15 protein-coding genes are annotated in these 21,848 nt (G+C 59.6%); 7 read left to right on the top strand and 8 right to left on the bottom strand.

The genetic code is table 11. The features are described 5' to 3' along the window. Nucleotides 1-120 precede the first annotated feature (120 nt). The 3 genes from ACW9JC_RS19250 to ACW9JC_RS19240 all read left to right on the top strand — a co-directional run bounded on the left by ACW9JC_RS19250 (nt 121) and on the right by ACW9JC_RS19240 (nt 5,093). Nucleotides 121-921 (top strand): endonuclease/exonuclease/phosphatase family protein, encoded by an 801-nt coding sequence (locus tag ACW9JC_RS19250; protein WP_416126847.1) that lies wholly within the window; start codon nt 121-123, stop codon nt 919-921. A gap of 246 nt (nt 922-1,167) precedes the next feature. Then, nucleotides 1,168-3,711 (top strand): autotransporter family protein, encoded by a 2,544-nt coding sequence (locus ACW9JC_RS19245; protein WP_457456872.1) that lies wholly within the window; start codon nt 1,168-1,170, stop codon nt 3,709-3,711. Between the two features lie 314 nt (nt 3,712-4,025). Continuing rightward, nucleotides 4,026-5,093 carry an autotransporter outer membrane beta-barrel domain-containing protein gene (locus ACW9JC_RS19240; RefSeq protein WP_457456870.1) on the top strand — a complete coding sequence of 356 codons (1,068 nt, stop codon included), beginning with the start codon at nt 4,026-4,028 and terminating at the stop codon, nt 5,091-5,093. A 124-nt stretch (nt 5,094-5,217) separates the two neighbouring features. On the opposite strand, the gene glgB is transcribed toward ACW9JC_RS19240, so the two are convergent. The 3 genes from glgB to ACW9JC_RS19225 form a co-directional block, all read right to left on the bottom strand. After that, the gene (glgB, locus tag ACW9JC_RS19235) at nt 5,218-7,452 is read right to left on the bottom strand and encodes a 1,4-alpha-glucan branching protein GlgB (protein ID WP_338580719.1); all 2,235 of its coding nucleotides are present in this window, start codon (nt 7,450-7,452) and stop codon (nt 5,218-5,220) included. Between the two features lie 2 nt (nt 7,453-7,454). Next, nucleotides 7,455-10,796, bottom strand: coding sequence for a maltose alpha-D-glucosyltransferase (gene treS / locus ACW9JC_RS19230; RefSeq protein ID WP_457456868.1), 3,342 nt, complete (start codon nt 10,794-10,796; stop codon nt 7,455-7,457). Between the two features lie 161 nt (nt 10,797-10,957). Then, entirely contained in the window at nt 10,958-12,955 is a 1,998-nt protein-coding gene (locus tag ACW9JC_RS19225) for an alpha-1,4-glucan--maltose-1-phosphate maltosyltransferase (protein ID WP_457456866.1), read from the bottom strand. 204 nt (nt 12,956-13,159) lie between these two features. Between ACW9JC_RS19225 and ACW9JC_RS19220 the strand changes: the two genes are divergently transcribed. After that, a complete protein-coding gene (locus tag ACW9JC_RS19220) occupies nt 13,160-13,327 on the top strand; it encodes a hypothetical protein (protein ID WP_419710723.1) in 168 nt (55 codons plus the stop codon). Nucleotides 13,328-13,375: 48 nt separating this feature from the next. Here ACW9JC_RS19220 and ACW9JC_RS19215 read toward each other — a convergent pair whose 3' ends face one another. Continuing rightward, nucleotides 13,376-13,888, bottom strand: a complete 513-nt coding sequence (locus ACW9JC_RS19215; protein WP_457456864.1) for an MgtC/SapB family protein — start codon at nt 13,886-13,888, stop codon at nt 13,376-13,378. A gap of 132 nt (nt 13,889-14,020) precedes the next feature. Here ACW9JC_RS19215 and ACW9JC_RS19210 point away from each other — a divergent pair, with 132 nt between their 5' ends. The 3 genes from ACW9JC_RS19210 (at nt 14,021) to mapR (ending at nt 17,420) form a co-directional block, all read left to right on the top strand. Next, nucleotides 14,021-14,254, top strand: a complete 234-nt coding sequence (locus ACW9JC_RS19210; RefSeq protein ID WP_046818117.1) for a DUF3203 family protein — start codon at nt 14,021-14,023, stop codon at nt 14,252-14,254. A 195-nt stretch (nt 14,255-14,449) separates the two neighbouring features. Beyond that, a complete protein-coding gene (ccoG, locus tag ACW9JC_RS19205) occupies nt 14,450-15,862 on the top strand; it encodes a cytochrome c oxidase accessory protein CcoG (RefSeq protein WP_457456862.1) in 1,413 nt (470 codons plus the stop codon). Nucleotides 15,863-16,010: 148 nt separating this feature from the next. Then, nucleotides 16,011-17,420, top strand: a complete 1,410-nt coding sequence (gene mapR / locus ACW9JC_RS19200; protein ID WP_457456860.1) for a GntR family transcriptional regulator MpaR — start codon at nt 16,011-16,013, stop codon at nt 17,418-17,420. An 83-nt stretch (nt 17,421-17,503) separates the two neighbouring features. Here the strand turns inward: mapR and ACW9JC_RS19195 are convergent, their stop codons facing one another. The 4 genes from ACW9JC_RS19195 to ACW9JC_RS19180 all read right to left on the bottom strand — a co-directional run bounded on the left by ACW9JC_RS19195 (nt 17,504) and on the right by ACW9JC_RS19180 (nt 21,613). Continuing rightward, entirely contained in the window at nt 17,504-18,163 is a 660-nt protein-coding gene (locus tag ACW9JC_RS19195) for a hypothetical protein (protein WP_457456859.1), read from the bottom strand. Nucleotide 18,164: 1 nt separating this feature from the next. Further along, the gene (locus tag ACW9JC_RS19190; protein ID WP_457456857.1) at nt 18,165-18,329 is read right to left on the bottom strand and encodes a hypothetical protein; all 165 of its coding nucleotides are present in this window, start codon (nt 18,327-18,329) and stop codon (nt 18,165-18,167) included. A 253-nt stretch (nt 18,330-18,582) separates the two neighbouring features. Next, complete coding sequence (locus tag ACW9JC_RS19185) at nt 18,583-19,329, bottom strand: SDR family oxidoreductase (protein WP_338580710.1); 747 nt, start codon at nt 19,327-19,329, stop codon at nt 18,583-18,585. 202 nt (nt 19,330-19,531) lie between these two features. Then, a complete protein-coding gene (locus tag ACW9JC_RS19180; protein ID WP_457456855.1) occupies nt 19,532-21,613 on the bottom strand; it encodes a putative bifunctional diguanylate cyclase/phosphodiesterase in 2,082 nt (693 codons plus the stop codon). Nucleotides 21,614-21,848: the final 235 nt, after the last annotated feature.

Below are 21,848 nucleotides of genomic sequence, written 5' to 3'. Positions count from 1 at the left end.
ATCTTTTGATTTTTTAAGCGAGGACCAAAAGATCGCAGCCTGCGGCAGCTCCTACAAACTGAACTGCCCGCCCCAAGATCAGTCGCATAGATAAGCTTGCCTTGATTCAGAGGAGTGAAAGTGACCAGTACTTCCAAGCCGCAGACGGTCGAATCTGTACCGTTGGACAAACCACCGGCCATCCATCGACTGCGTGTGCTGACCGTCAATACTCACAAGGGATTCACCGCGCTCAACCGCCGATTCATCCTGCCGGAGCTGCGCGAAGCGGTACGCAGCACCTCGGCGGACCTGGTGTTTTTGCAGGAAGTCGTCGGCGAACACGATCGGCACTCCTCGCGCTACAACGACTGGCCACAAACCTCGCAATACGAGTTTCTGGCCGACAGCATGTGGAGCGATTTCGCCTATGGCCGCAATGCGGTCTATCCCGACGGCCACCACGGCAATGCGCTGCTGTCGAAATACCCGATTCGCGAATACCGCAACCTCGATGTTTCCATCACCGGCCCCGAGCGCCGCGGGCTGCTGCATTGCGTGCTGGACGTGCCGGGGCACGCCGAGGTCCATGCGATCTGCGTGCATTTGAGCCTGCTGGAAAGTCATCGCCAGTTGCAGCTTCAATTGCTCTGCCAGTTGCTCGAATCCCTGCCCGACGAAGCACCGGTGATCATCGCCGGCGATTTCAACGACTGGCAGCTACAAGGCAACGCCGCCCTCGCCCGTCGCGACTACCTGCACGAAGCCTTCGAACGCCACCACGGCCGCCCCGCAAAAACCTACCCTGCGCGTTTTCCACTCCTGCGCCTGGATCGCATTTATCTGCGAAATGCCAGCAGCCATGAGCCGAAAATACTCGGCAGCAAACCCTGGACGCATCTGTCGGACCATCTGCCATTGGCGGTTGAAGTGCGGCTGTGAGGTTGGATTTTTTTAAATCGGGACCGACTTACCTGTTATTTATGACAGTAGCGACACCCAAATACCGCTGTTAGGCTGCTGACGTCCGTGCACCATTGATCGTACGGGCATGCGACTCACAGCGGCCGTCGTTGCCGAAGGTTCTCGATTTACGGGTGTTTACCTTCATGACTCTGTCTAGCAACCCGCGCTGCCGAGGGTGACTGATGCCTCAGCTCAGTCACCGCCCCCAACGCGGAGACGAGCATGACTTTTTCGACAGATCTGCCCAAGTACCGCTATAGCGCCTGTGCTTTTTCCCTCTGGTTTTGTGTCGGCTGGTCCCCTGCCTCCCAGGCGGCCTGCACCCTCACCCCGACCGCCGGCAACGACACCTTCACATGCGACAGCGCAAGCAGCGGGCCGCTGACCGATCTGGCGGGCAACAACACCCTCAACCTCCCCGCCAATGGCACCGGAACGATCAATGGCAACGTGACGTTCGGTGCCGGCACTGACACGGTCAACATGGATTCCGGTCGTATCGTGGGCATCGTGGATCAGGGGGATGGCGCCGATGCCTTCAACATCAGCAACGGCCAGGTCACCGGAACCGTCAACCAGGGCAATGGCATCGACACCTTCACCATGAGTGGCGGCAGCATCGGGTCCCTGGCCCAGGGCGACAATCGTGACTTCTTCCGCATGACCGGTGGCACGATCGTCGGTGCCTTCGAGGACGGCGACACCGCCACGATGACCGGAGGCACCATCGGCCGGGTCGACATGAAACTCGACAACAACCTGTTCGACCTGTCCGGCGGGCAAATCCTCGGCAACCTGGTCACCGGTTTCGGCACCGACACCATCATCGTTTCCGGGGGCAGGATCGGCGGCAACATCAGCGTCAGCGGCGGCAACGACAGCATCACGGTGACCGGCGGCGAGATCGTTGGCGAGGTCCGCACCAGTACCGGCAACGACACCTTTGTCAGGGATGGCGGCGGCATCATCCGTTCGCAAATCTTGCTGGAAGACGGCAATGACATTGCAATCCTGCGCAATCTCGGCGAGAGCACACTCGCCCAGACACCCAGCCTCAACGGCGGCACCGGCATCGATGTGCTGACCTTCGACCGCACCACAACTGCAGGGGCCGGGCGCTACATCAATTGGGAAACGGTCAACCTGAACAACGGTTCGCAGTTCGATCTCGCCGGTAACTTCGTTCTCGGTGACGGCACCAGCGGCACCGGCGTATTCAATATCGACGGCAGCAGCGTCCTGACATCCACCCAGGGCAGTATCACGCCTTTTACCGCCAGCCAACGCGCCACCCTGAACAACGCCGGGATCATCGATCTGAGTAGCGGCAATGCCAGCGACACGCTGACGGTGCAGGGCAATTACGCAGGTAATGGCGGACAGTTGTGGGTGCAAAGCGCGCTGGGGGATGACAGTTCGCCGAGCGATAAACTGGTGGTCAACGGCGGAACGCTCACAGGCACCACAGCCATCACCGTCAACAACCTCGGTGGCGCTGGCGCGGAGACCTTGCAAAACGGCATCCAGGTAGTTCAAGCCCAGGGCACAGCAGTCAGCAACAGCGACGCCTTCAGCCTTAAGGCTCCAGTATCGGCCGGTGCCTATGATTACGTCCTGTACAAGGGCGGTATCACCGCCGGCAGCGAAAACAGTTGGTACTTGCGCTCGGCCGCCGTGGCAGTGCCGCTGGTTGCGGTGCCCAACCCCGACCCGACGCTGCCGCCGATTCTGGTGCCGCTGGTAGCCACGCCAGTGGCGGCGGGCGGCAGTCCGTCGGTGCCGGTTCCCGCGCCGGGCTCAGCGCCGATCCCCTTGTATCGTCCGGAAGTCCCGACCTGGTCAGTATTGCCGCCAGCAGCAGCGCAATTGACCATGACCGCCCTCGGCACCTTCCACGATCGCCAGGGCGATCAACGTCTGCTGACTGAAACCGGAACCTTCGGTGCAGGCTGGGGCCGGGTCTATGGCAAGAACTTCGACCAGAGCTGGGCCGGCACCGTGGCGCCCACCCTTGACGGTTCGCTCAATGGCTTCCAGGTCGGCAACGATCTTTTTGGTTCGCAATTGGCGGGCGGGCAAACCCAGCGCAGCGGTTTCTTCGTCGGCCACAGCCGCTTGAAAGGTGATGTCGACGGTTTCAATCAGGGTTTCGAAGACAAACGCGCCGGCAAGGTCGAGCTTGAGGGCGACAGCCTCGGCGTCTATTGGACAATCACCGATCCCGGCAACGCGTACATCGATGCGGTGGCAATGTACACCTCGCTTGACGGTGACAGCAATTCCGATCGAGGTCTGAAGATCGACAATGACGGGCATGCCCTGACCCTATCAGTGGAGGCTGGCTATCCCTTCGCGATGGCGAACAACTGGGTCATCGAACCCCAGGCGCAAATCATCCACCAACAGATTGATCTCGACAGTCAGGACGACGGTGTTTCCCGTGTGTCCTTCGATTCTGATCCGGCCTTGACCGGGCGCTTCGGCGCTCGCCTCAAAGGTCGCTACGCCGTCAGCGGGCTGCCGCTGGAACCCTACGTGCGCGCCAATCTGTGGCACACCTTTTCCGGAACGGACACGGTCACTTTTGCCGGAACCACCGACATCGACACCGAGCAAAAGACTTCGTGGGCCGATCTTGGTATTGGTGCCATCCTGACCCTCGCCCCCAGCGTCAGCGTGTACGCCAACGCCGACTACAGCAGCAATATCGACAGCAATCAGCAGCGAGGAATGGCCGGCAACCTGGGTATCAGGCTGAGCTGGTAACTCCGAGCAATAGCTCTAGCCCGCGAGTTTTTTGACGAATTTTCCAATAAACAAGAACTTAGGGATGCGTCGTAAATCAGGCACTTATAGAAGAAAAAATAGCCCTACCATTTATCGGCCATTTTCTTGACGCAGTGGCAGGGGTCTTCTTGACTTCACGGTACTACCCCCGGAAACACAATCAGGGGCAAGCCCCCAAGACACCCGCGAACACGGGCGGCCCCCGGCTTGCCTCCATACATTCGGTCGCCCCTCGTTCGGGGTAGGAGAGACGCCAAGGCAAGTACGGCACGCGATTGCAAGGTAGCCCCGCCATGAGAACTTCACTCACCCAACAAGAGATCAAAGTCACTTTCTGCACTGTCTCGAGTTCACTCCTGCTGTGCTCCTCCATGGAAGTACAGGCCCAACCGGCCGAGGAAGAAGTAACGCCCTGGTATCGCCAGGACATTCCCGTGCTTGCCCTGCCTGCTCTCGACACCACCTACCCCGGCCGTTTCAGCCCCAATCCCGACATACGAAGTAGCCACTTCACCACCGAAGACGCAACGCCCTATGCCTGGGATCAGATTTACGGACAGGCGTCACGCCAGGCGCAAACCGACGCCCTCGCCCAAGGCTTTACCAACTTCGGTTCAGGCGAACTCAAAGGCCCGGCGATCCTGACCCTGCAAAGCAACAGCGGCCATACCCAACGAGTCGGCCTGATTGGCGGCACCAGCCAGATCCAGGGCAACAGCAACGGCCTGGTGACCAATCGCGGCATGTCCGACCCGAACACCGACACCCTCAACCTGCAAGGCCAAAGCCTCGGCGCCTACTACAGCCTGACCGGCCCTCAAGGCTGGCACGTCGATCTGTCGGCCAGCGGTGGCCGGGTCAACGGTGTCAGCCGCAACGATCAAGGCGCGCGGCAAATTACCGAAGGCAGCGCGGTGACGCTGTCGGTCGAAGGCGGCTTCCCGATTGGCATCAGCGAGAACTGGGTAGTTGAACCGCAAGCACAATTGATCAACCAGCGGATCACCCTGGACACCCCTTACGCGGGATCAGCCAATGCGTCCTCCAGCGACTTGACGTCGTGGAGCGGTCGGGTCGGTGCCAAATTGAAAGGGAGTTACGACATCAACGGCCTGCCCGTCGAACCCTATGTGCGGACCAACTTGTGGCACACGGTGTATACCGGTAATACCGTGACACTCGATCAGGTCGACAAGATCAGCAGCAGTCGCAACTCTTCGACGGTGGAGTTGGGATTGGGGTTGGTGGCAAAGGTCACGCCGACCGTGAGCCTGTATGTCAGCGCCGATTACAGCAGTGATGTGGATGACAATGATCTGAACGGGATCATTGGCAGCCTGGGTGTGCGGATGCGGTGGTGAGGGACAGACTTCAAGAGTTGTATTGACTGGGCTGACGCCATCGCGGGCAAGCCCGCTCCCACAGGTACAGCGGTGATCCCTGTGGGAGCGAGCTTGCTCGCGATGGATGCGACGCGGTCCTGGATCAGCCCTCCGGACTCAACATCAACACCGCCAACGGCGGCAGATTCAGCACCAGCGACAACGCCTGCCCGTGGCTCGGCGCTTCTTCGGTAAACGCCCCGCCACTGTTGCCGTAATTGGAACCGGCATAGGTCGCCGAATCGCTGTTGAGCAACTCGGTCCAGCGCCCGGCAAACGGCACGCCGACCCGATACGCCTCACGGGGCACCGGGGTGAAGTTGGCCACCACCAGCACCGGCCGCCCTTCCTTGCTCCAGCGCAGCCACGCATAGACGCTGTTGATCGCATCGTCGCCGATCAACCACTGGAAGCCTTGCGGCACGTCGTCCTGCTCGTGCATTGCAGGCTCTTCGCGGTACAGGCGATTGAGGTCGCCCACCAGTTTCTGCACGCCTTTGTGTTCGGAGTATTGCAGCAAGTACCAGTCCAGTTGCTGATCGTGATTCCACTCGCGCCACTGACCGAACTCACAGCCCATGAACAACAGCTTCTTGCCCGGATGCGCCCACATGAAACTCAGGTAGGCCCGCAGGTTGGCGAATTTCTGCCAGCGGTCGCCGGGCATTTTGTCGATCAGCGAATGCTTGCCGTGCACCACTTCGTCGTGGGAAATCGGCAGGATGAAACGCTCGGACCAAGCGTAGACCAGGCCAAAACTCAGCTCGTTGTGGTGATGCGCACGGTACACCGGGTCTTGCTGGATGTAGTGCAGCGAATCATGCATCCAGCCCATGTTCCATTTGTAGGCGAAGCCCAGACCACCCTGTTGCGTGCTCTGGCTGACGCCCGGCCACGCGGTGGACTCTTCGGCAATCACCAATGCGCCCGGCGCTTCGAGGGCGACCACATCGTTGAGATGACGCAGGAAGTCGATCGACTCAAGGTTTTCCCGACCGCCATGGCGGTTCGGCACCCACTCGCCGGCCTTGCGCGAGTAATCGCGGTACAGCATCGAGGCCACGGCATCGACCCGCAGGCCGTCGACGTGGAAATGCTTGAGCCAGTGCAACGCCGAGGCCAGCATGTAGCCGTGCACCTCGGTGCGACCGAGGTTGTAGATTAGCGTGTCCCAATCCTGGTGAAAGCCTTCCTGCGGGTTGCCGTATTCGTACAGTGCCGTGCCGTCGAACTGCGCCAGACCATGGGTGTCGGTAGGAAAATGCGCCGGCACCCAATCGAGAATTACGCCGATTTCGGCCTGGTGACACGCGTTAACGAATGCCGCGAATTCATCCCCCGTGCCGTAACGGGCGCTGGTGGCGAATTGCGAGAGCAATTGATAACCCCACGATCCGCCGAACGGGTGTTCCATGACCGGCATCAGTTCGATGTGGGTGAAGCCCAGCTCTTTGACGTAAGGAATCAGCCGCTCGGCCAATTCGGGCCAGGTGTACTGGCGAGCCACTTCGCCAAGGTCGTCCAGTTCGCATTGCCAGGAACCGGCGTGTAATTCGTAGATCGACAACGGCGCGGTCGGGCGGTGACGTTCGCCTCGGGACAGCATCCAGTCCTGGTCCTGCCAGTCGATCTTCAATGGCGAAGCGACTTTCGACGCGGTGTCCGGTGGCAGGCTCGTGGCCAGCGCCATCGGGTCGGCCTTCAGCGGCAGAATCCCGTCCTTGCCAAGGATTTCGTATTTGTAGGCCTCGCCCGCTTGCAGGCGTGGGATGAACAATTCCCAGACGCCGGTCGGGTGGCGCAGGCGCATCGGATGACGGCGACCGTCCCAGACGTTGAAGTCACCGACTACCGATACTCTTTTGGCATTTGGCGCCCATACGGCGAAGCGCACACCGTCGACGCAGTCCACGGTCATCAACTGTGCACCGAGGGCGCTGCTCAGATCCCGGTGATTGCCCTCGGCGAACAGGTACAAATCCATGTCGCCGAGCAATGGGCCGAAGCTGTAGGGATCTTCGGCGGTTTGTTCGCCACCGGCCCAGCGGGTCCGCAGCAGATACGGTTGCGCCCGGTCGAAGTGCCCGACGAACAGCCCCGGTGTCTGGGTCGCCTCAAGGTTGCCTAGCTCTTCCCCGGATTCCTTGGCCACCACCTGCACGCTCAGGGCGTCCGGCAGATAGGCACGAATGAATTGCCCACCGGCACCGTCGCCGTGGGGGCCGAGAATTGCAAAAGGGTCGTGATGCTCGGCACGCACCAGTGCGTCGATATCGCGCGCCCTGGGTAGCAGCGCTTCTTTGTGATGATGACCCTGTTCCTTGTTCGAGAAACTCATGACTACTCTCCACCAAGATCGGAAAAGGGTTTAAGCCCACTCAATAATCCATATAAACCGTGCAACGGCACGGGCAGCCAGGTGGGACGATTTTCCGCCTCATAGGCCACTTCATAAGCCGCCTTCTCCAGGCCGAACAACGCCAGTGCGGCGTCCTCGCCTTCGGGATCTTGCCACGCATGGCCAAGCGTAGCTGCCGCCAGCCGATAAGCGTCGACAAATGCCTGTTTTGCTTCACTCAAATAACGATCCGCCACTCGCTTGCGAGCCGCCTGTGCCTGCGCCGTGTTGTCGACGTTGTGCACGTTGATGGTCATCGCCGCCGCATAGTCGAAGGAACGCAATACACCGCTGACATCCTTGTACGGGCTGTGCTTGCCCCGGCGTTCGTGCAGCGGTCGCGCCGGTTCGCCTTCGAAATCGATGAGGTAGGCATCGCCCTTGATCACCAGTACCTGGCCAAGGTGCAAGTCGCCATGCACGCGAATCCGCAGGCCACCCGCAGTCTTTTTGCCCAACTCCTGCACGTGACTAAGAATGGCTTTTTTGTTGTCCAGTAAACGGCTGACCAGGGTTTTGTCCGCCGGGTTCAGTTCGTTTTGATGCTGTTTGAGCAACTTCAGCGCATGCTCGATCTGCGCCGCCACATCCTTGGCCGTCGCCAGCGCATCTTTTTGCGTGGTGTTTTGCGGTTCGAAATCAGGGTTGTTGCTCGGCGCTGCAAGCACTTGATGCATTTCGCCCAGGCGCTGGCCAAGCATGGCCGCGAAATCCTTCAGCTCGCCAAGCGCGTTGTAGTGCTGATCCTGATCGGACATCGCGTCCGCCAGCTCGTCGCGCAACGCCCGTTCCAGGTTGTTCTGGGTCCATTCCCAGGCATCGCCCTGATTGCTCAGGTAGCCTTGGGCGATCATCAACAGGTTGTCTTCGCCCGCCGCATCCCGACGCACCACCGCACCCAGCAGCGGCGAGATATTGCCGAACCCGGCGCTGGTCAGGTACGCGCTCATTTCCAGTTCCGGGTGCACACCCGAGGCGACTTTGCGGATCAGCTTGAGCACCAGGCTGTTGCCGATCACCACCGAGCTGTTGGATTGCTCGGCGGACAGGTAGCGCACTTCCGACTCTGCCGTCAGGCCCAGTTTCGCCAGTTCAGCCGTCGGCTCGAAACGGATCTCGCCGCCATCGGAAGGCAATACCCGGTTTTCGTGCATTCCTTGCAACACCGTGCGGATAAAGTTCTCCAGGCTGAAGGCATCGGTGATCAAACCGACCTGCGGCCCACGGCGCACCCGTGACAGCGCCAGTTGCTGGGGCAAAGCCGCGCCGACCTGATCTTCGGCAATAAAGCCGAACGGCAGTTGATAGCGGCTGGTCTGGCCGCCGCTGGTGACTTCGATTTCACTCAACAGCACCGGATGCTGCGCATCACCAAAACGCACACCGTAAGCCAGGTTGACCTGCTCGATGGCCGCGTCCTTGCCGGCAAACCAGCGGCGGTTCTGCAGCCAGTTTGGCAGGATGCCCTGCTCCAACGTATTTCTGGACGGCGACTCCAGCAGTTCTTCCATGCGTTTTTTCAGTACCAGCGTGGTGAAGTCCGGCAGGCTTTGCGCCGGTTCCACGTGCCAGCTCGGCATCTGGTTCTCGGCGGCGAGGCCGAACCAGTAGAACCCGTAAGGCGCCAGGGTCAGGAGGAAATTCAACTGGCCGATGGGTGGGAACGCGTTACCGCCGAGCATTTCCACCGGGACCATGCCGACGTAGGCAGACAGGTCGAGTTCCACTGCCTGGGCGCTACGCGACACGTTGGCCACGCACAGGATGATTTCGTGTTTGCCGTCAGGCCCGGTGTATTCGCGGGTGTAGGCGAGAACCCGGCGATTGGTCGGCGACAGCATTTTCAGCGTGCCGCGACCGAAGGCCTTGGACTGCTTGCGCACGGCGAGCAGGCGCCGGGTCCAGTTCAACAGCGAATGTGGATCGCCGGACTGGGTCTCTACGTTGACCGACAGGTAGCCGTATTGCGGGTCCATGATCGGCGGTAGGACCAGGCTGGCCGGGTCGGCGCGGGAGAAACCGCCGTTGCGGTCAATCGACCATTGCATCGGCGTGCGCACGCCGTCGCGGTCGCCGAGGTAGATGTTGTCGCCCATGCCGATTTCATCGCCGTAATACATTGTCGGCGTGCCGGGCATCGACAGCAGCAAACTGTTGAGCAACTCCACCCGGCGACGGTCACGCTCCATCAGCGGCGCCAAGCGACGGCGAATCCCCAGGTTGATCCGCGCCCGACGGTCGGCCGCGTAGTAATTCCACAGGTAATCGCGCTCCTTATCGGTGACCATTTCCAGCGTCAGTTCATCATGGTTGCGCAGGAAAATCGCCCATTGGCAGTTGGCCGGGATTTCCGGGGTCTGGCGCAGAATGTCAGTGATCGGGAAGCGGTCCTCCTGGGCCAGCGCCATGTACATGCGCGGCATCAGCGGGAAGTGAAAGGCCATATGGCATTCGTCGCCGTTCAGGCCCTTTTTGTCGGTGTCGCCGAAATACAGCTGGGTGTCTTCCGGCCATTGATTGGCCTCGGCCAGCAGCATGCGGTCGGGATAATTGGCGTCGATTTCGGCGCGGATCTGTTTGAGAACGTCGTGGGTTTCCGGCAGGTTTTCGTTGTTGGTGCCGTCACGCTCGATCAGGTACGGGATCGCGTCCAGGCGCAAACCGTCGATACCCATGTCGAGCCAATAGCGCATCACCGACAGCACCGCTTTCATGACCTGCGGATTATCGAAATTCAGGTCGGGCTGGTGGGAGTAGAAACGGTGCCAAAAGTACTGACCGGCCACCGGATCCCAGGTCCAGTTGGATTTTTCGGTGTCGAGAAAAATGATCCGGGTGCCGTCGTACTTCTGGTCGTCATCGGACCACACGTAAAAGTCCCGCGCCGCCGAACCTTTCTTGGCCTTGCGTGCGCGCTGAAACCACGCGTGCTGATCCGAGGTGTGGTTGATGACCAGTTCGGTGATCACTCGCAAGCCGCGCTTGTGCGCCTCGGCGATGAAGCGCTTGGCATCGGCCATGGTCCCGTAGTCGCTGTGCACGCCGCGATACTCGGCGATGTCATAGCCATCGTCGCGGCGTGGCGAAGGATAGAACGGCAGGAGCCAGATGGTATTGACGCCAAGGTCGGCGATGTAATCGAGTTTGGCGATCAGGCCGGGAAAGTCGCCGATCCCGTCGTTGTTGGAGTCGAAATAGGATTTGACATGAACTTGATAGATCACCGCGTCCTTGTACCAGAGCGGGTCCTTGATGAAGGTGGCTGCCTTGGGTTTCTTCGCCATTTGAAACTCCTGTTGAATTCTCTACACATCCTTCAGATGCGCTGATCCTCTGTAGGAGCTGCCGAAGGCTGCGATCTTTTGCCCTTAAATGCGAAGATCAAAAGATCGCAGCCTGCGGCAGCTCCTACAGGGCTAATTGCCTGGAAGACTGCTCGGCGCGATCAAGACGCGGTAATCCTCCAGATCCCGAACGGCTGATACGCCGGGTCGATCCGCATGAACTGGTACTTGCCGTGCCACGTCCAGCGATGGCCGTTCATCAAGTCTTCGCCCTGGGTGCTGGCGTCGTCCGGCAAACCCATTTCCCACAGCGGCAATTCGAAGTTCGCCTCCTGCACGTTATGCGGATCGAGGCTGACCGCCACCAAGATGAAATTGCTGCCGTCGGCGCTGCGTTTGCCGAAGTACAAAATGTTGTCGTTCCAGGCGTTGTAGATTTTCAGGCCCAGATGCGTGTGCAGCGCCGGATTCTGCCGGCGGATGCGGTTGAGCTGGGCGATCTCGGCAATGATGTTGCCGGGTGCAGTGAAATCCCGGGGGCGGATCTCGTACTTCTCGGAGTCGAGGTATTCCTCTTTACCCGGCACCGGTGCCGACTCGCACAACTCGAAACCGGAATACATGCCCCACAGGCCCGAGCCCATGGTCGCCAGCACCGCGCGAATCAGAAAGCCGGGACGCCCCGAATCGTGGAGAAACGCCGGGTTGATGTCGGGCGTGTTGACGAAGAAGTTCGGCCGGTAGCATTCACGCCACGGTGACTCATTGAGTTCGCTGAAATAGGTGGCCAGTTCGTGTTTGGTGTTGCGCCAGGTGAAATAGGTGTAGCTCTGGGAATAACCGACCTTGCCCAGCCGCGCCATCATCGCCGGCGTGGTAAACGCTTCGGCGAGGAAAATCACGTCAGGGTAAAGCGCCCGTACATCGGCGATCAGCCATTGCCAGAACGGCAGCGGTTTGGTGTGCGGGTTGTCGACGCGAAACAGCTTTACGCCCTCCTCGACCCAACCAACGACGATGTCGCGCAGTTCGACCCACAGGCTCGGAATCGCATCGGCGGCATAGAAATCGACGTTAACGATGTCCTGGTATTTCTTTGGCGGGTTTTCCGCGTATTTGATCGTGCCGTCGGGACGCCAGTTGAACCAGCCCGGATGTTGCTTGAGCCAAGGGTGGTCCTGGGAACACTGGATGGCAAAATCGAGAGCGATCTCCAGGCCATAGTCCTTGGCCGCCGCCACCAGCCGGCAAAAGTCTTCGCGGGTGCCGAGCTGTGAATGAATCGCCTCGTGGCCACCCTCTTCGCTGCCGATGGCATACGGGCTGCCCGGATCATCCGGCCCGGCTGTCAGGGAATTGTTCGGGCCTTTGCGAAAGCTACGGCCGATCGGATGGATCGGCGGGAAGTACAACACATCAAAGCCCATGTCCTGGATCATTGGCAGCCGTGAATGCACGTCGTTGAAGGTGCCGTGGCGGGTCGGATCGTCAGTGATCGAACGCGGGAACAACTCGTACCAACTGGCGAACTGCGCGAGTTCTCGCTCGACGTCCACCGGGTACTCGGGACTGAGGCTCAGGTAAGCGCGGTGATCGGCCAGGGCCATCAGTTCGGCGCTACGCTGGTGCAGAAACAGCGCGATCTGCTCGGTTTCGAGCAGGCCCGACAATTCATGATGCAGTGCTGCCAACTGTTCGCTCAGCTGCCCTACGCTGCGTTCGGCGGCTTGTTGCACATGAAGGCGGCCTTCCTGCAATTCCAGGCTGACCGGCACCGCGGCGGCGTGTTTCTTTTCCAGTTCATAACGAAAACTGGCGAACTGGTCGATCCAGGCTTCGATGCAAAACACATGACGGCCCTGGTTCACCGCGCGAAACCGGCCCTGCCAACCGTTGTTGCCCAAGTCGTTCATGGCTTCGCTTTGCCAGACCTCATCACCCTCGGACCGCCAGCGAATGCGCACGGCCAGTTTGTCGTGACCATCGGCAAACACCTTGCTGGTGACCACCACCTCCTCGCCCACCACGGCCTTGATGGCGAACTGCCCGCCATCGAGGGTCGGCATGGTGTTTTCGATCACGATGCGCGGCAGCAATAAAGCCTGCGACAGTGGAATGTGCGGGTTGTAACTCAATTCATTCGGTTTTTCAGCCGTCATCGAGCATCACTCCTGTACGCCCCAAGGACGCTCTTGTGTCTGGTTGTCACCCCGTCAGGCAATCCGCCCCGGAATGAACTCACTTAGGTTCCGAGCGACGGGCACCGGGAAAAGTTCATCGGCAATTGGCTGGAATCAAATCCCTTGCACAGCGGTCAATCAACTTAAGCACGACTCACGCCATGTGCCACTGGAGGCAGGAAGATGAACAATCCATTCCCGGCTGAAACGCCCGATCCGAACATCGACAACCCGGTGATTCCACCGACCGATCCGCAGCCCGTACCCGAACAAGACCCGCCGGGCATCCAGCCACCGCCACGGGAAGAACCGCCGACGACCATGCCACCGGTGATTGTTACGCCGGAATGAAGACAGTTGATCGTTCCCACGCGTTTTGTATGGGAACGATCTGATCTGCTAATCCTTGCCGTCATCCTGCCCGTTTTTTTCGAACAGGCTCACGATCCGCGGCATCACCCCAAGTATCAGCAGCGCCAACATTGTACTGAGTAACGCCGTCGCCTCTTTTCCCAACCCGGCCGAGACACCGATAGCGGCGGTCATCCACATGCCGGCCGCCGTGGTCAGGCCTTTGACGTGGCCTTCATCGCCTTCCTGGTTTTTCAGGATGGTGCCGGCGCACAGAAAACCGATCCCGGCGATCACACCCTGTATGACCCGACTCATGGCGTCGGCCTGTGAACCGGACATCTGCGGCACCAGCACAAACAACGCCGCGCCGATCGCCACCAGCATGTGGGTACGCACCCCCGCGGCCTTGCCCTTGTGTTCACGCTCGAAACCGAGAATCCCGCCCAGGACGGCCGCCATCAGCAGGCGCACGGTGATGCGGGTCAGTTGCGAGGCATCGCCGATATCGGCGAATTCCGCTTGCAGGGTCACCCAGACTTCATGCCACCAGGCGTTCATGGTGCTGTCCTTTTGAAGTACTCGCGAAGGGTCATGGAGGATGGACCGCGTCGACCATTAATCGGTTGCACAGAACGATGGTCGGTACAGATGCCCTAACGTTTTAATACCCGTTGAAATAAGGATCACGTCATGACCGTACGCATCGAGAACGAGACCTGCTTCTTTACCACCGAGAATGGCGAAGAAATTCGCTTGTGCCCTGATGTGACCATCGTCACTGACGGCGCCAAAGCCATGTCGGCGGTGGACCTCAACGGCCAGCGCATCTACATCACCGAAGCAGAAGCCGATGCATTGACCGTAGCAGGTGCGGTGGACGGACGCCGGCACTTGAAGGCCACTGATAGTGATTCGGTGATTTGACTGACCCGGATCAACAACCCCCGCCAGTGCCTGACATAGGCGTTGGCGGCCCGCCGAGACAGGTGCTTCAACTTGTCGCAGGCGGTCTTGCAATACGCATCTGATCCGGTTTTTAAAGCAATAGCTGAGTCTGTTATGCAAACAGATCGCCGCTCATAGTGCTCACGCCTGATGGAGGCTGATGAGCGAAAGACCATGAGCGAGAGAATCCCCGTCCGAACCGTTGAAACATTCGAACCTTCACGCCCGAAGATGAAGGTCAAATCAAGCGACAACCTGATCCACACCCGCAGCTTCACCGGCCTGTTCCGTTCCCTGCGCATCAGTGGCGCGGGATTTCTGTTTTTGCTGTTCTTCGGCACCGTGTGGCTGAATTGGGGCGGCCGTCAGGCGGTGCTCTGGGACCTTTCCGAAAGCAAATTCCACATCTTTGGCGCGACGTTCTGGCCGCAGGATTTCATCCTGCTCTCGGCGCTGCTGATCATTGCCGCGTTCGGCCTGTTTGCGATTACCGTGTTCGCCGGCCGCGTGTGGTGCGGCTACACCTGCCCACAGAGCTCCTGGACCTGGATCTTCATGTGGTGCGAGAAAATCACCGAGGGTGAACGCAACCAGCGGATCAAGCTGCAAGCCGCGCCCTGGGGCCTGAACAAACTGATGCGCCGCTCGGCCAAGCACACCTTGTGGCTGGCCATCAGCCTGCTGACCGGTTTGACCTTCGTCGGCTACTTCACGCCGATCCGCCCGCTGGCCGAAGAACTGCTGACCTTGCAGATGGGCGGCGTCAGCCTGTTCTGGGTGCTGTTCTTCACCGGCGCCACTTACATCAACGCCGGATGGCTGCGTGAAGCGGTGTGCATGCACATGTGCCCATATGCGCGATTCCAGAGCGTGATGTTCGACAAAGACACCCTGACCATTTCCTACGACGTGGCGCGTGGCGAGAACCGTGGCCCGCGTAAGCGTGAGGTCAAACCGGCCGAGGTCGGCCTGGGCGATTGCATCGATTGCCAGCTCTGCGTACAGGTCTGCCCCACCGGCATCGACATTCGCGATGGCTTGCAGATGGAATGCATCGGTTGCGCGGCGTGCATCGACGCCTGTGATTCGATCATGGACAAGATGGGCTACGAGCGCGGCTTGATCAGCTACACCTCCGAGCGCCAGTTGCAGGGCGGCAAAACTCACTTGCTGCGGCCACGGCTGATCGGCTACACCGCCGTGCTGCTGGTGATGATCGCCGCGCTGGTCGTCGCACTGGTCGAACGGCCGATGGTCTCGCTGGACGTGAGCAAGGACCGTGGCCTGTTCCGTGAGAACAGTCAGGGGCAGATCGAAAACATTTACAGCCTGAAGGTCATCAACAAGACCCAGCAGCGCCAGGACTATCGACTGACCCTCGTCGACGGTGACGGCTTCCAGTTGCAAGGCAAGGCTGATTTGAGCCTGGCACCAGGCGAGATTGTCGACGTGCCGGTATCGGTGGCGATGACGATGGAGCGGCCGAACAGCAGTTCGCAGGGCATCAGCTTCAAGGTGGTCGACAGTGATGAGCCCGGAATCTACAGCGTGGCCAAGAGCCGGTTTGTTGCGCCGATGAATCGATGAGCCTTTAAACTGCAAAGCCTAAAAGATCGCAGCCTTCGGCAGCTCCTACAGGTGCACGCCGTACCATGGCAGGAGCTGCCGGAGGCTGCGATCCTGGCGATTTCAACCGCGACCACTTTTCGATTCACGACACCAATTCGGGCTAACGATGAAACGCTACGAAAAATTCGCCGACGACATCGCTGAACTGATCCGCACCGGCGTCCTTGGCCCCGGCCAGCGCGTGCCTTCGGTGCGCTACGCCAGCCAGACTTACGGGGTCAGCCCGTCCACCGTGTTCCAGGCTTATTACCTGCTGGAGCGCCGTGGCCTGATCCGCGCCCGGCCGCGCTCCGGCTATTTCGTCAATGCCAATGCACCGCGGCCTTTCTCCGAGCCGGTGATCAGCAGCCAGGTCAACGAATCCACGGAAGTCGACGTCAGCGAACTGGTGTTCTCGGTTCTGGACTCGATCAAGGACCCGAACACTGTGCCCTTCGGCTCGGCGTTCCCCAGCCCGACCCTGTTTCCACTGCAACGGCTGTCGCGCTCGCTGGCCAGCGCCAGCCGTGAGATGGACCCGCGCATGGTGGTCACCGACATGTCGCCGGGCAACCCGCAACTGCGCCGGCAAATTGCCCTGCGCTACATGGTCGGCGGGCTGATGTTGCCCATGGAAGAATTGCTGATCACCAACGGCGCCCTCGAAGCGCTGAACCTGTGCCTGCAAGCGGTCACCCAACCCGGCGACCTGGTGGCCATCGAAGCCCCGGCGTTCTACGCCTGCCTGCAAATACTGGAACGGCTTAAACTCAAAGCCGTGGAAATCCCGGTGCATCCGCGCGATGGCATCGACCTCGGCGTGCTTGCGCAAACCCTGGAACGCCACCCGATCAAGGCCTGCTGGTGCATGACCAGTTTCCAGAACCCCATGGGCGCGACCATGCCCGAAGCGAAAAAACAGGAACTGGTGGAGTTGCTGCGCCAGCATCAAGTGCCGCTGATCGAGGACGATGTCTACGCCGAGTTGTATTACGGACAGCAGGCGCCGAAACCGGCCAAGGCGTTCGATACCGAAGGCCTGGTGATGCATTGCGGTTCGTTCGCCAAAAGCCTCGCGCCCGGCTATCGCATCGGTTGGGTCGCGGCCGGCCGTTATGCGCAGAAGATCGAACGGCTGAAACTCATGACGTCGCTCTGCGCCTCGATGCCGGCCCAGGCCGCCATCGCCGATTACCTGCAACACGGCGGCTACGACCGGCATCTGCGCAAGTTGCGTCACGCGCTGGAAGACCAGCAAGCCGCCATGCTCGCCGCCATCGCACGTTATTTCCCGGCGCAGACGCGGGTCAGCCAACCGGCGGGAGGCTACTTTTTGTGGCTGGAACTGCCGGCGCAGATGGATTCGTTGAAGTTGTTTCAGATGGCGTTGGCCCAGGGGATCAGCATCGCGCCGGGTCCGATTTTTTCGCCAGCGCAGCGCTTCAGGAATTGCATTCGGTTGAATTACGGCAGCCCGTGGACCGAGGACTCGGAAAAGGCGATGGAGACGTTGGGGCGGATTGTCAGGTCGTTCTGAAGGCCTCGGCCGGCATCACATCCGGGCCGCGCGCCGACGTGAACCGGGCGATCAGCCTCGGTTCACAGTTTGTTTTACAAGCCTCAGCCTATATCGTCTAACTCCAAGACACCGGCGCCTCTGACTTGCACTTCAAACTCAGCGGGTAGCGGGTCCCACATAACATGCTCGGCCCTCAGGTATGTGTCGGAGAAGTATTGCTTCCCATCATTCTGAAGTGACGATTCAAGATTATAAATATAAGTAGGGCCCTGAACCTGATCCTGTATGAACGATACGGTTTCACCCGCAATCGGAGCAACTGACAAATCTGGATCCACAACACGCTTTCGAGCGACATTGAACAACCGTAGATTACCCTGACCAAACACATTCATATAAAAGCGTGTTGGATTCTCCGGCGTCACCACAATATTTCCGACGTTCGTCGTCTGCCCGTTGGTTTCCCGTATTTTCTCCATACTCAGGAAATAACCAAAAAACTTCCCGGGCGTGGCCACGCGCAAGGTGTATCGATCATTTTCCGAGCGGAAATGGATCAACAATGGCTCATCTTCGTCGCGATCCGCCACGGTTAAAAAGCCGCCTTCGCTTTTGAGCTGGCGGTTGTATTCCGTGCGTTGAGCCGACGTCAAGCGCGGTCGCGCGAGCCGCTTCTCCATCAGTTGGTAATTCAACACCAGTGGCTTTCCCGCCAGGAAAAGATGAGCGATAACTGATTTGTTCAAATCGTCCTGATTCATATCAGTCTTCCACCACATTGCGCTTGCGACGTTCAATAATCATCTGGTCCGCCAGGTAAGCAGCTCCCATCAGATAATCAATCGACGCCTTGCCCGAGTACTCTCGGTGCAAATAACGCAAAACAAATTCATCCCAGAAAGCGACTTCATCTTTATAAAGATCCATTTACTCACCTCTCCATTATTTAAATTAGAACCTCGCCAACTGCGAAGTCGACTCAAGAGTAAGATCGACACTCCATACTTTCAAGCCATACATAAACCACATGTAATGCACGATATATCAAACCCCACGCAGCAAAATTTAACGCAACAAGCAACGCAACCTGATTACAGGATGAGTTGCTTATTGCGTTAGTATCCTTGAAAGAAAAACTACAAGAATTTCAAAGTCGATATGTCCAATGACTTATCTGACTTCAACGACCACCGCCCAAATCAACAAAAGTCCCCGTCGCATACGAAGCCTTGTCCGACAGCAACCAGACAATCGCCTCGGCCACTTCATCGGGCCGTCCGCCACGGGCCATGGGGATTGCCGACTCCAGTTTGCTGACCCGGTCCGGGTCACCGCTCAAGGCATGAAAATCGGTGTAGATGTAGCCGGGGCGCACCGCATTGACGCGAATGCCTTCACCCGCCACTTCCTTGGAAAGGCCGATGGTGAAGGTGTCGAGTGCACCCTTGGAAGCGGCGTAGTCAACGTACTCGTTGGGCGCACCCAGGCGTGAGGCAACGGACGACACGTTGACGATGCTGCCGCCCTGCCCGCCGTGCTTTGGCGACATGCGCAGGATCGCGTGTTTGGCGCACAGCACCGGCGCCAGAACGTTGGTCTTGAGGATTTTCAGGATGCGGAATTCGGACATTTCGTCGACCCGGGACTTGTGCCCCACGGTGCCGGCATTGTTCACCAGTGCGGTGACCCGGCCCAGTTCGCTGTCGACTCGATTGAACAGCGCGATCACTTCGTCTTCGATGCTGACATCGGCGCGCACCGCAATGGCTTGCGCACCCAATGCGCGGACTTGCTCCAGCACACTGAGCGCCGCCTGTTCATCGGCCTGATAGTTGATGCAGATCCGATAGCCTTGTCTGGCGGCCAACAGGGCTGTAGCGGCTCCAATGCCGCGGCTGCCGCCGGTGATGACGATGACTTTTTCCATGCAAGCTTTCCCCGTTTCAAGCGTAAGCGGTCGGGGGCAAGAATAACCGTCCTTTGCGGTTTTTGCATGGCTTCGGTTTTGTTAGCGCGGACGCCATCGCGGGCAAGCCTTGCTCCTACGGTTCTGCGTCGAACCCGGATTCTGCGTACACGCAAAATCTGTAGGAGCAAGGCTTGCCCGCGATGAACGATGACACGGACTATCAGGCGAGCTCCAATTGCTCCGCGCGATGAATTTCCACCATGAAGCGTTCAGCCGGCAACGGGTGCCCAAGCAGATAGCCTTGCAGCGAATCGCAACCCAGTTGAGTCAGGAAATCCTGCTGCACGCCGGTTTCCACGCCTTCGGCAACGATCCGCAGCCCCAGTGCCTGACCAAGGGCGACGATGGCGGAAACGATGGCCGCGTCATCGCTATCACGTTCCAGATCACGCACGAAACCACGGTCGATCTTCAGCTCGTTGGCCGGCAGGCGCTTGAGGTACATCAGGCTCGAATAGCCGGTGCCGAAGTCGTCGATGGACAAGTCGACGCCCATTTCCGACAGTTCCTGCAACACCGTCATGCTCGCATCGGCGTCGCTCATGGCAGTGGTTTCGGTGATCTCCAGGGTCAGGCTGTTGGCCGGCAGATGGTGCGTGGCCAGCGCCTTGGCCACGCTCTGCACCAGCCCGGCGTGGCAGAACTGCAAGGCGGACAGGTTCACGGCAATGCGCCAATCGGTGTAGCCAAGCACGTACCATTCGCGCATCTGGCGGCAGGCTTCGTTGAGCACCCATTCGCCAATCGGAATGATCAGGCCGGTCCTTTCAGCCAGTTCGATGAATTTGTCCGGCAGCAGCATGCCCTGCGTCGGGTGCTCCCAACGCAACAGCGCCTCGGCACCGACCGGCCGGCCGTTGTTGGCATCGAACTTGGGTTGGTAATACAGGCTGAACTCTTGATGCTCCAGGGCATGACGCAGGTCTTGCAGCAACTGCAGTTGCTTGCGCGCGTTGCTGTTCATCGAGGCGTCGAAGAAGCTGTAGCCGTTTTTGCCCGCCCCTTTGGCGTGATACATCGCCGCATCGGCGTTCATCAGCAATTCGTGGGCGGTCTGGCCGTTGCCCGGGTACAGCGCGATGCCGACGCTGGCCGAGATCTGCAAATCATGCTCGGCAACCCGGAATGAACGGGCGATCAGTCCGACCTGCCGTGCCGCGAGGCCCATCGCGTCGTTTTGTTCGCTGAGCTGCACCAGTAACACGAATTCGTCGCCGCCGATGCGCGCCAACGTGTCTTGGCTGCGCAAGTCCTCGCGCAGGCGCAGGCTGACTTCCCGCAGCAACTGGTCGCCCATATGGTGACCGAAAGCGTCGTTGACCGGTTTGAAGCCGTCCAGATCGATGAACATCAGCGCAAAGCAACCGCCCTCGCCGTTCACCCGCGACATCGCCTGATCGATGCGGTCGGCGAGCAATATCCGGTTCGGCAGACCGGTCAGGGTGTCGTGCAGCGCCAGTTGCGTCAGTTCGCGGTTGGCTTCGGTCAGCGACTGGGCCAGGCCTGCGGTGCGGGCTTCGAGCCGGGCGTCGAGGATCGAAGTCAGCAAGGCAATGCTCAGCACCGCCAGGGTGGTGATCAGCACCAGATTATCCAGGCCCTTGCCGTTCAAACCGTCGACCGCAGCCCCGCAAAAACTGCCATCGGCGAAGCGTGCCGCGGCCATGCCGGTGTAATGCATGCCAACGATGGCAATGCCCATGATCATTGCCGCACCGCCGCGAATCAGCCGCACGTAAGGCGTGTGCTGGCGCAGGTGGAATGCGATCCACAGCGCCGCGCCGGAAGCGACGACCGCAATGAGCAGTGACGCGCCGAACAGCGTCGGGTCGTAATCGATGCCCGGCTGCATGCGCATGGCGGCCATGCCGGTGTAATGCATGGCGCTGATGCCGGCGCCCATGATCAGCGCACCGAACGCCAGCTGCCACAGCGGCAGGCGCGGCTGGCTGACCAGCCACAGGGCGAAGCCGCTGGAGAGAATGCCGGTCAGCAGCGAAAGCAAGGTGATGCCGATGTCGTAGCCCAGATCGATGGGCAACTTGAAGGCGAGCATGCCAATGAAGTGCATCGACCAGATGCCGACCCCCATGGCGAAGGCGCCGCCCGCTGTCCACAAATGCACAGCGCGGCCCTTGGCCGTAGCGATGCGGCCTGTCAGGTCGAGGGCGGTGTATGAGGCGAGAATCGCCACACACAGCGAGATGATGACCAGCGTGGGGGAATAACTACCGATGAGCATGGGGATGTCTCGCAATCACCCCCGTACTGCTTCCGTTCTCGAGGGCGCAAATTTTGCGCGATTGTACTGATTCCAAATGAGAACGCACTCACAAAATTAGCAAAGGGCCATCAAGCCGATGAAACGCTTGTTTGATCGACCCTAAACGCTCTAGCGCAGCACACCTCACCCCTGTAGGAGCTGTCGAGTGAAACGAGGCTGCGATCTTTTTGTTGAACAGAATCAAAATCAAAAG

The organism is Pseudomonas sp. SDO5591_S426 (assembly GCF_054070755.1).
Note: the sequence above shows the minus strand (reverse complement) of the source record. Positions and strands in the feature narration are given on the sequence as shown.

What these genes read in the sequence shown, in the direction of transcription:
- ACW9JC_RS19240 (WP_457456870.1), top strand. Translation starts at nt 4,026, where the DNA reads ATGAGAACTTCACTCACCCAACAAGAGATCAAAGTCACTTTCTGCACT.
- ACW9JC_RS19190 (WP_457456857.1), bottom strand. Translation starts at nt 18,329, where the DNA reads ATGGATCTTTATAAAGATGAAGTCGCTTTCTGGGATGAATTTGTTTTG.
- mapR (WP_457456860.1), top strand. Translation starts at nt 16,011, where the DNA reads ATGAAACGCTACGAAAAATTCGCCGACGACATCGCTGAACTGATCCGC.
- ACW9JC_RS19220 (WP_419710723.1), top strand. Translation starts at nt 13,160, where the DNA reads ATGAACAATCCATTCCCGGCTGAAACGCCCGATCCGAACATCGACAAC.
- ACW9JC_RS19215 (WP_457456864.1), bottom strand. Translation starts at nt 13,888, where the DNA reads ATGAACGCCTGGTGGCATGAAGTCTGGGTGACCCTGCAAGCGGAATTC.
- ACW9JC_RS19210 (WP_046818117.1), top strand. Translation starts at nt 14,021, where the DNA reads ATGACCGTACGCATCGAGAACGAGACCTGCTTCTTTACCACCGAGAAT.
- ACW9JC_RS19245 (WP_457456872.1), top strand. Translation starts at nt 1,168, where the DNA reads ATGACTTTTTCGACAGATCTGCCCAAGTACCGCTATAGCGCCTGTGCT.
- ccoG (WP_457456862.1), top strand. Translation starts at nt 14,450, where the DNA reads ATGAGCGAGAGAATCCCCGTCCGAACCGTTGAAACATTCGAACCTTCA.
- treS (WP_457456868.1), bottom strand. Translation starts at nt 10,796, where the DNA reads ATGGCGAAGAAACCCAAGGCAGCCACCTTCATCAAGGACCCGCTCTGG.
- glgB (WP_338580719.1), bottom strand. Translation starts at nt 7,452, where the DNA reads ATGAGTTTCTCGAACAAGGAACAGGGTCATCATCACAAAGAAGCGCTG.
- ACW9JC_RS19185 (WP_338580710.1), bottom strand. Translation starts at nt 19,329, where the DNA reads ATGGAAAAAGTCATCGTCATCACCGGCGGCAGCCGCGGCATTGGAGCC.
- ACW9JC_RS19180 (WP_457456855.1), bottom strand. Translation starts at nt 21,613, where the DNA reads ATGCTCATCGGTAGTTATTCCCCCACGCTGGTCATCATCTCGCTGTGT.
- ACW9JC_RS19195 (WP_457456859.1), bottom strand. Translation starts at nt 18,163, where the DNA reads ATGAATCAGGACGATTTGAACAAATCAGTTATCGCTCATCTTTTCCTG.
- ACW9JC_RS19225 (WP_457456866.1), bottom strand. Translation starts at nt 12,955, where the DNA reads ATGACGGCTGAAAAACCGAATGAATTGAGTTACAACCCGCACATTCCA.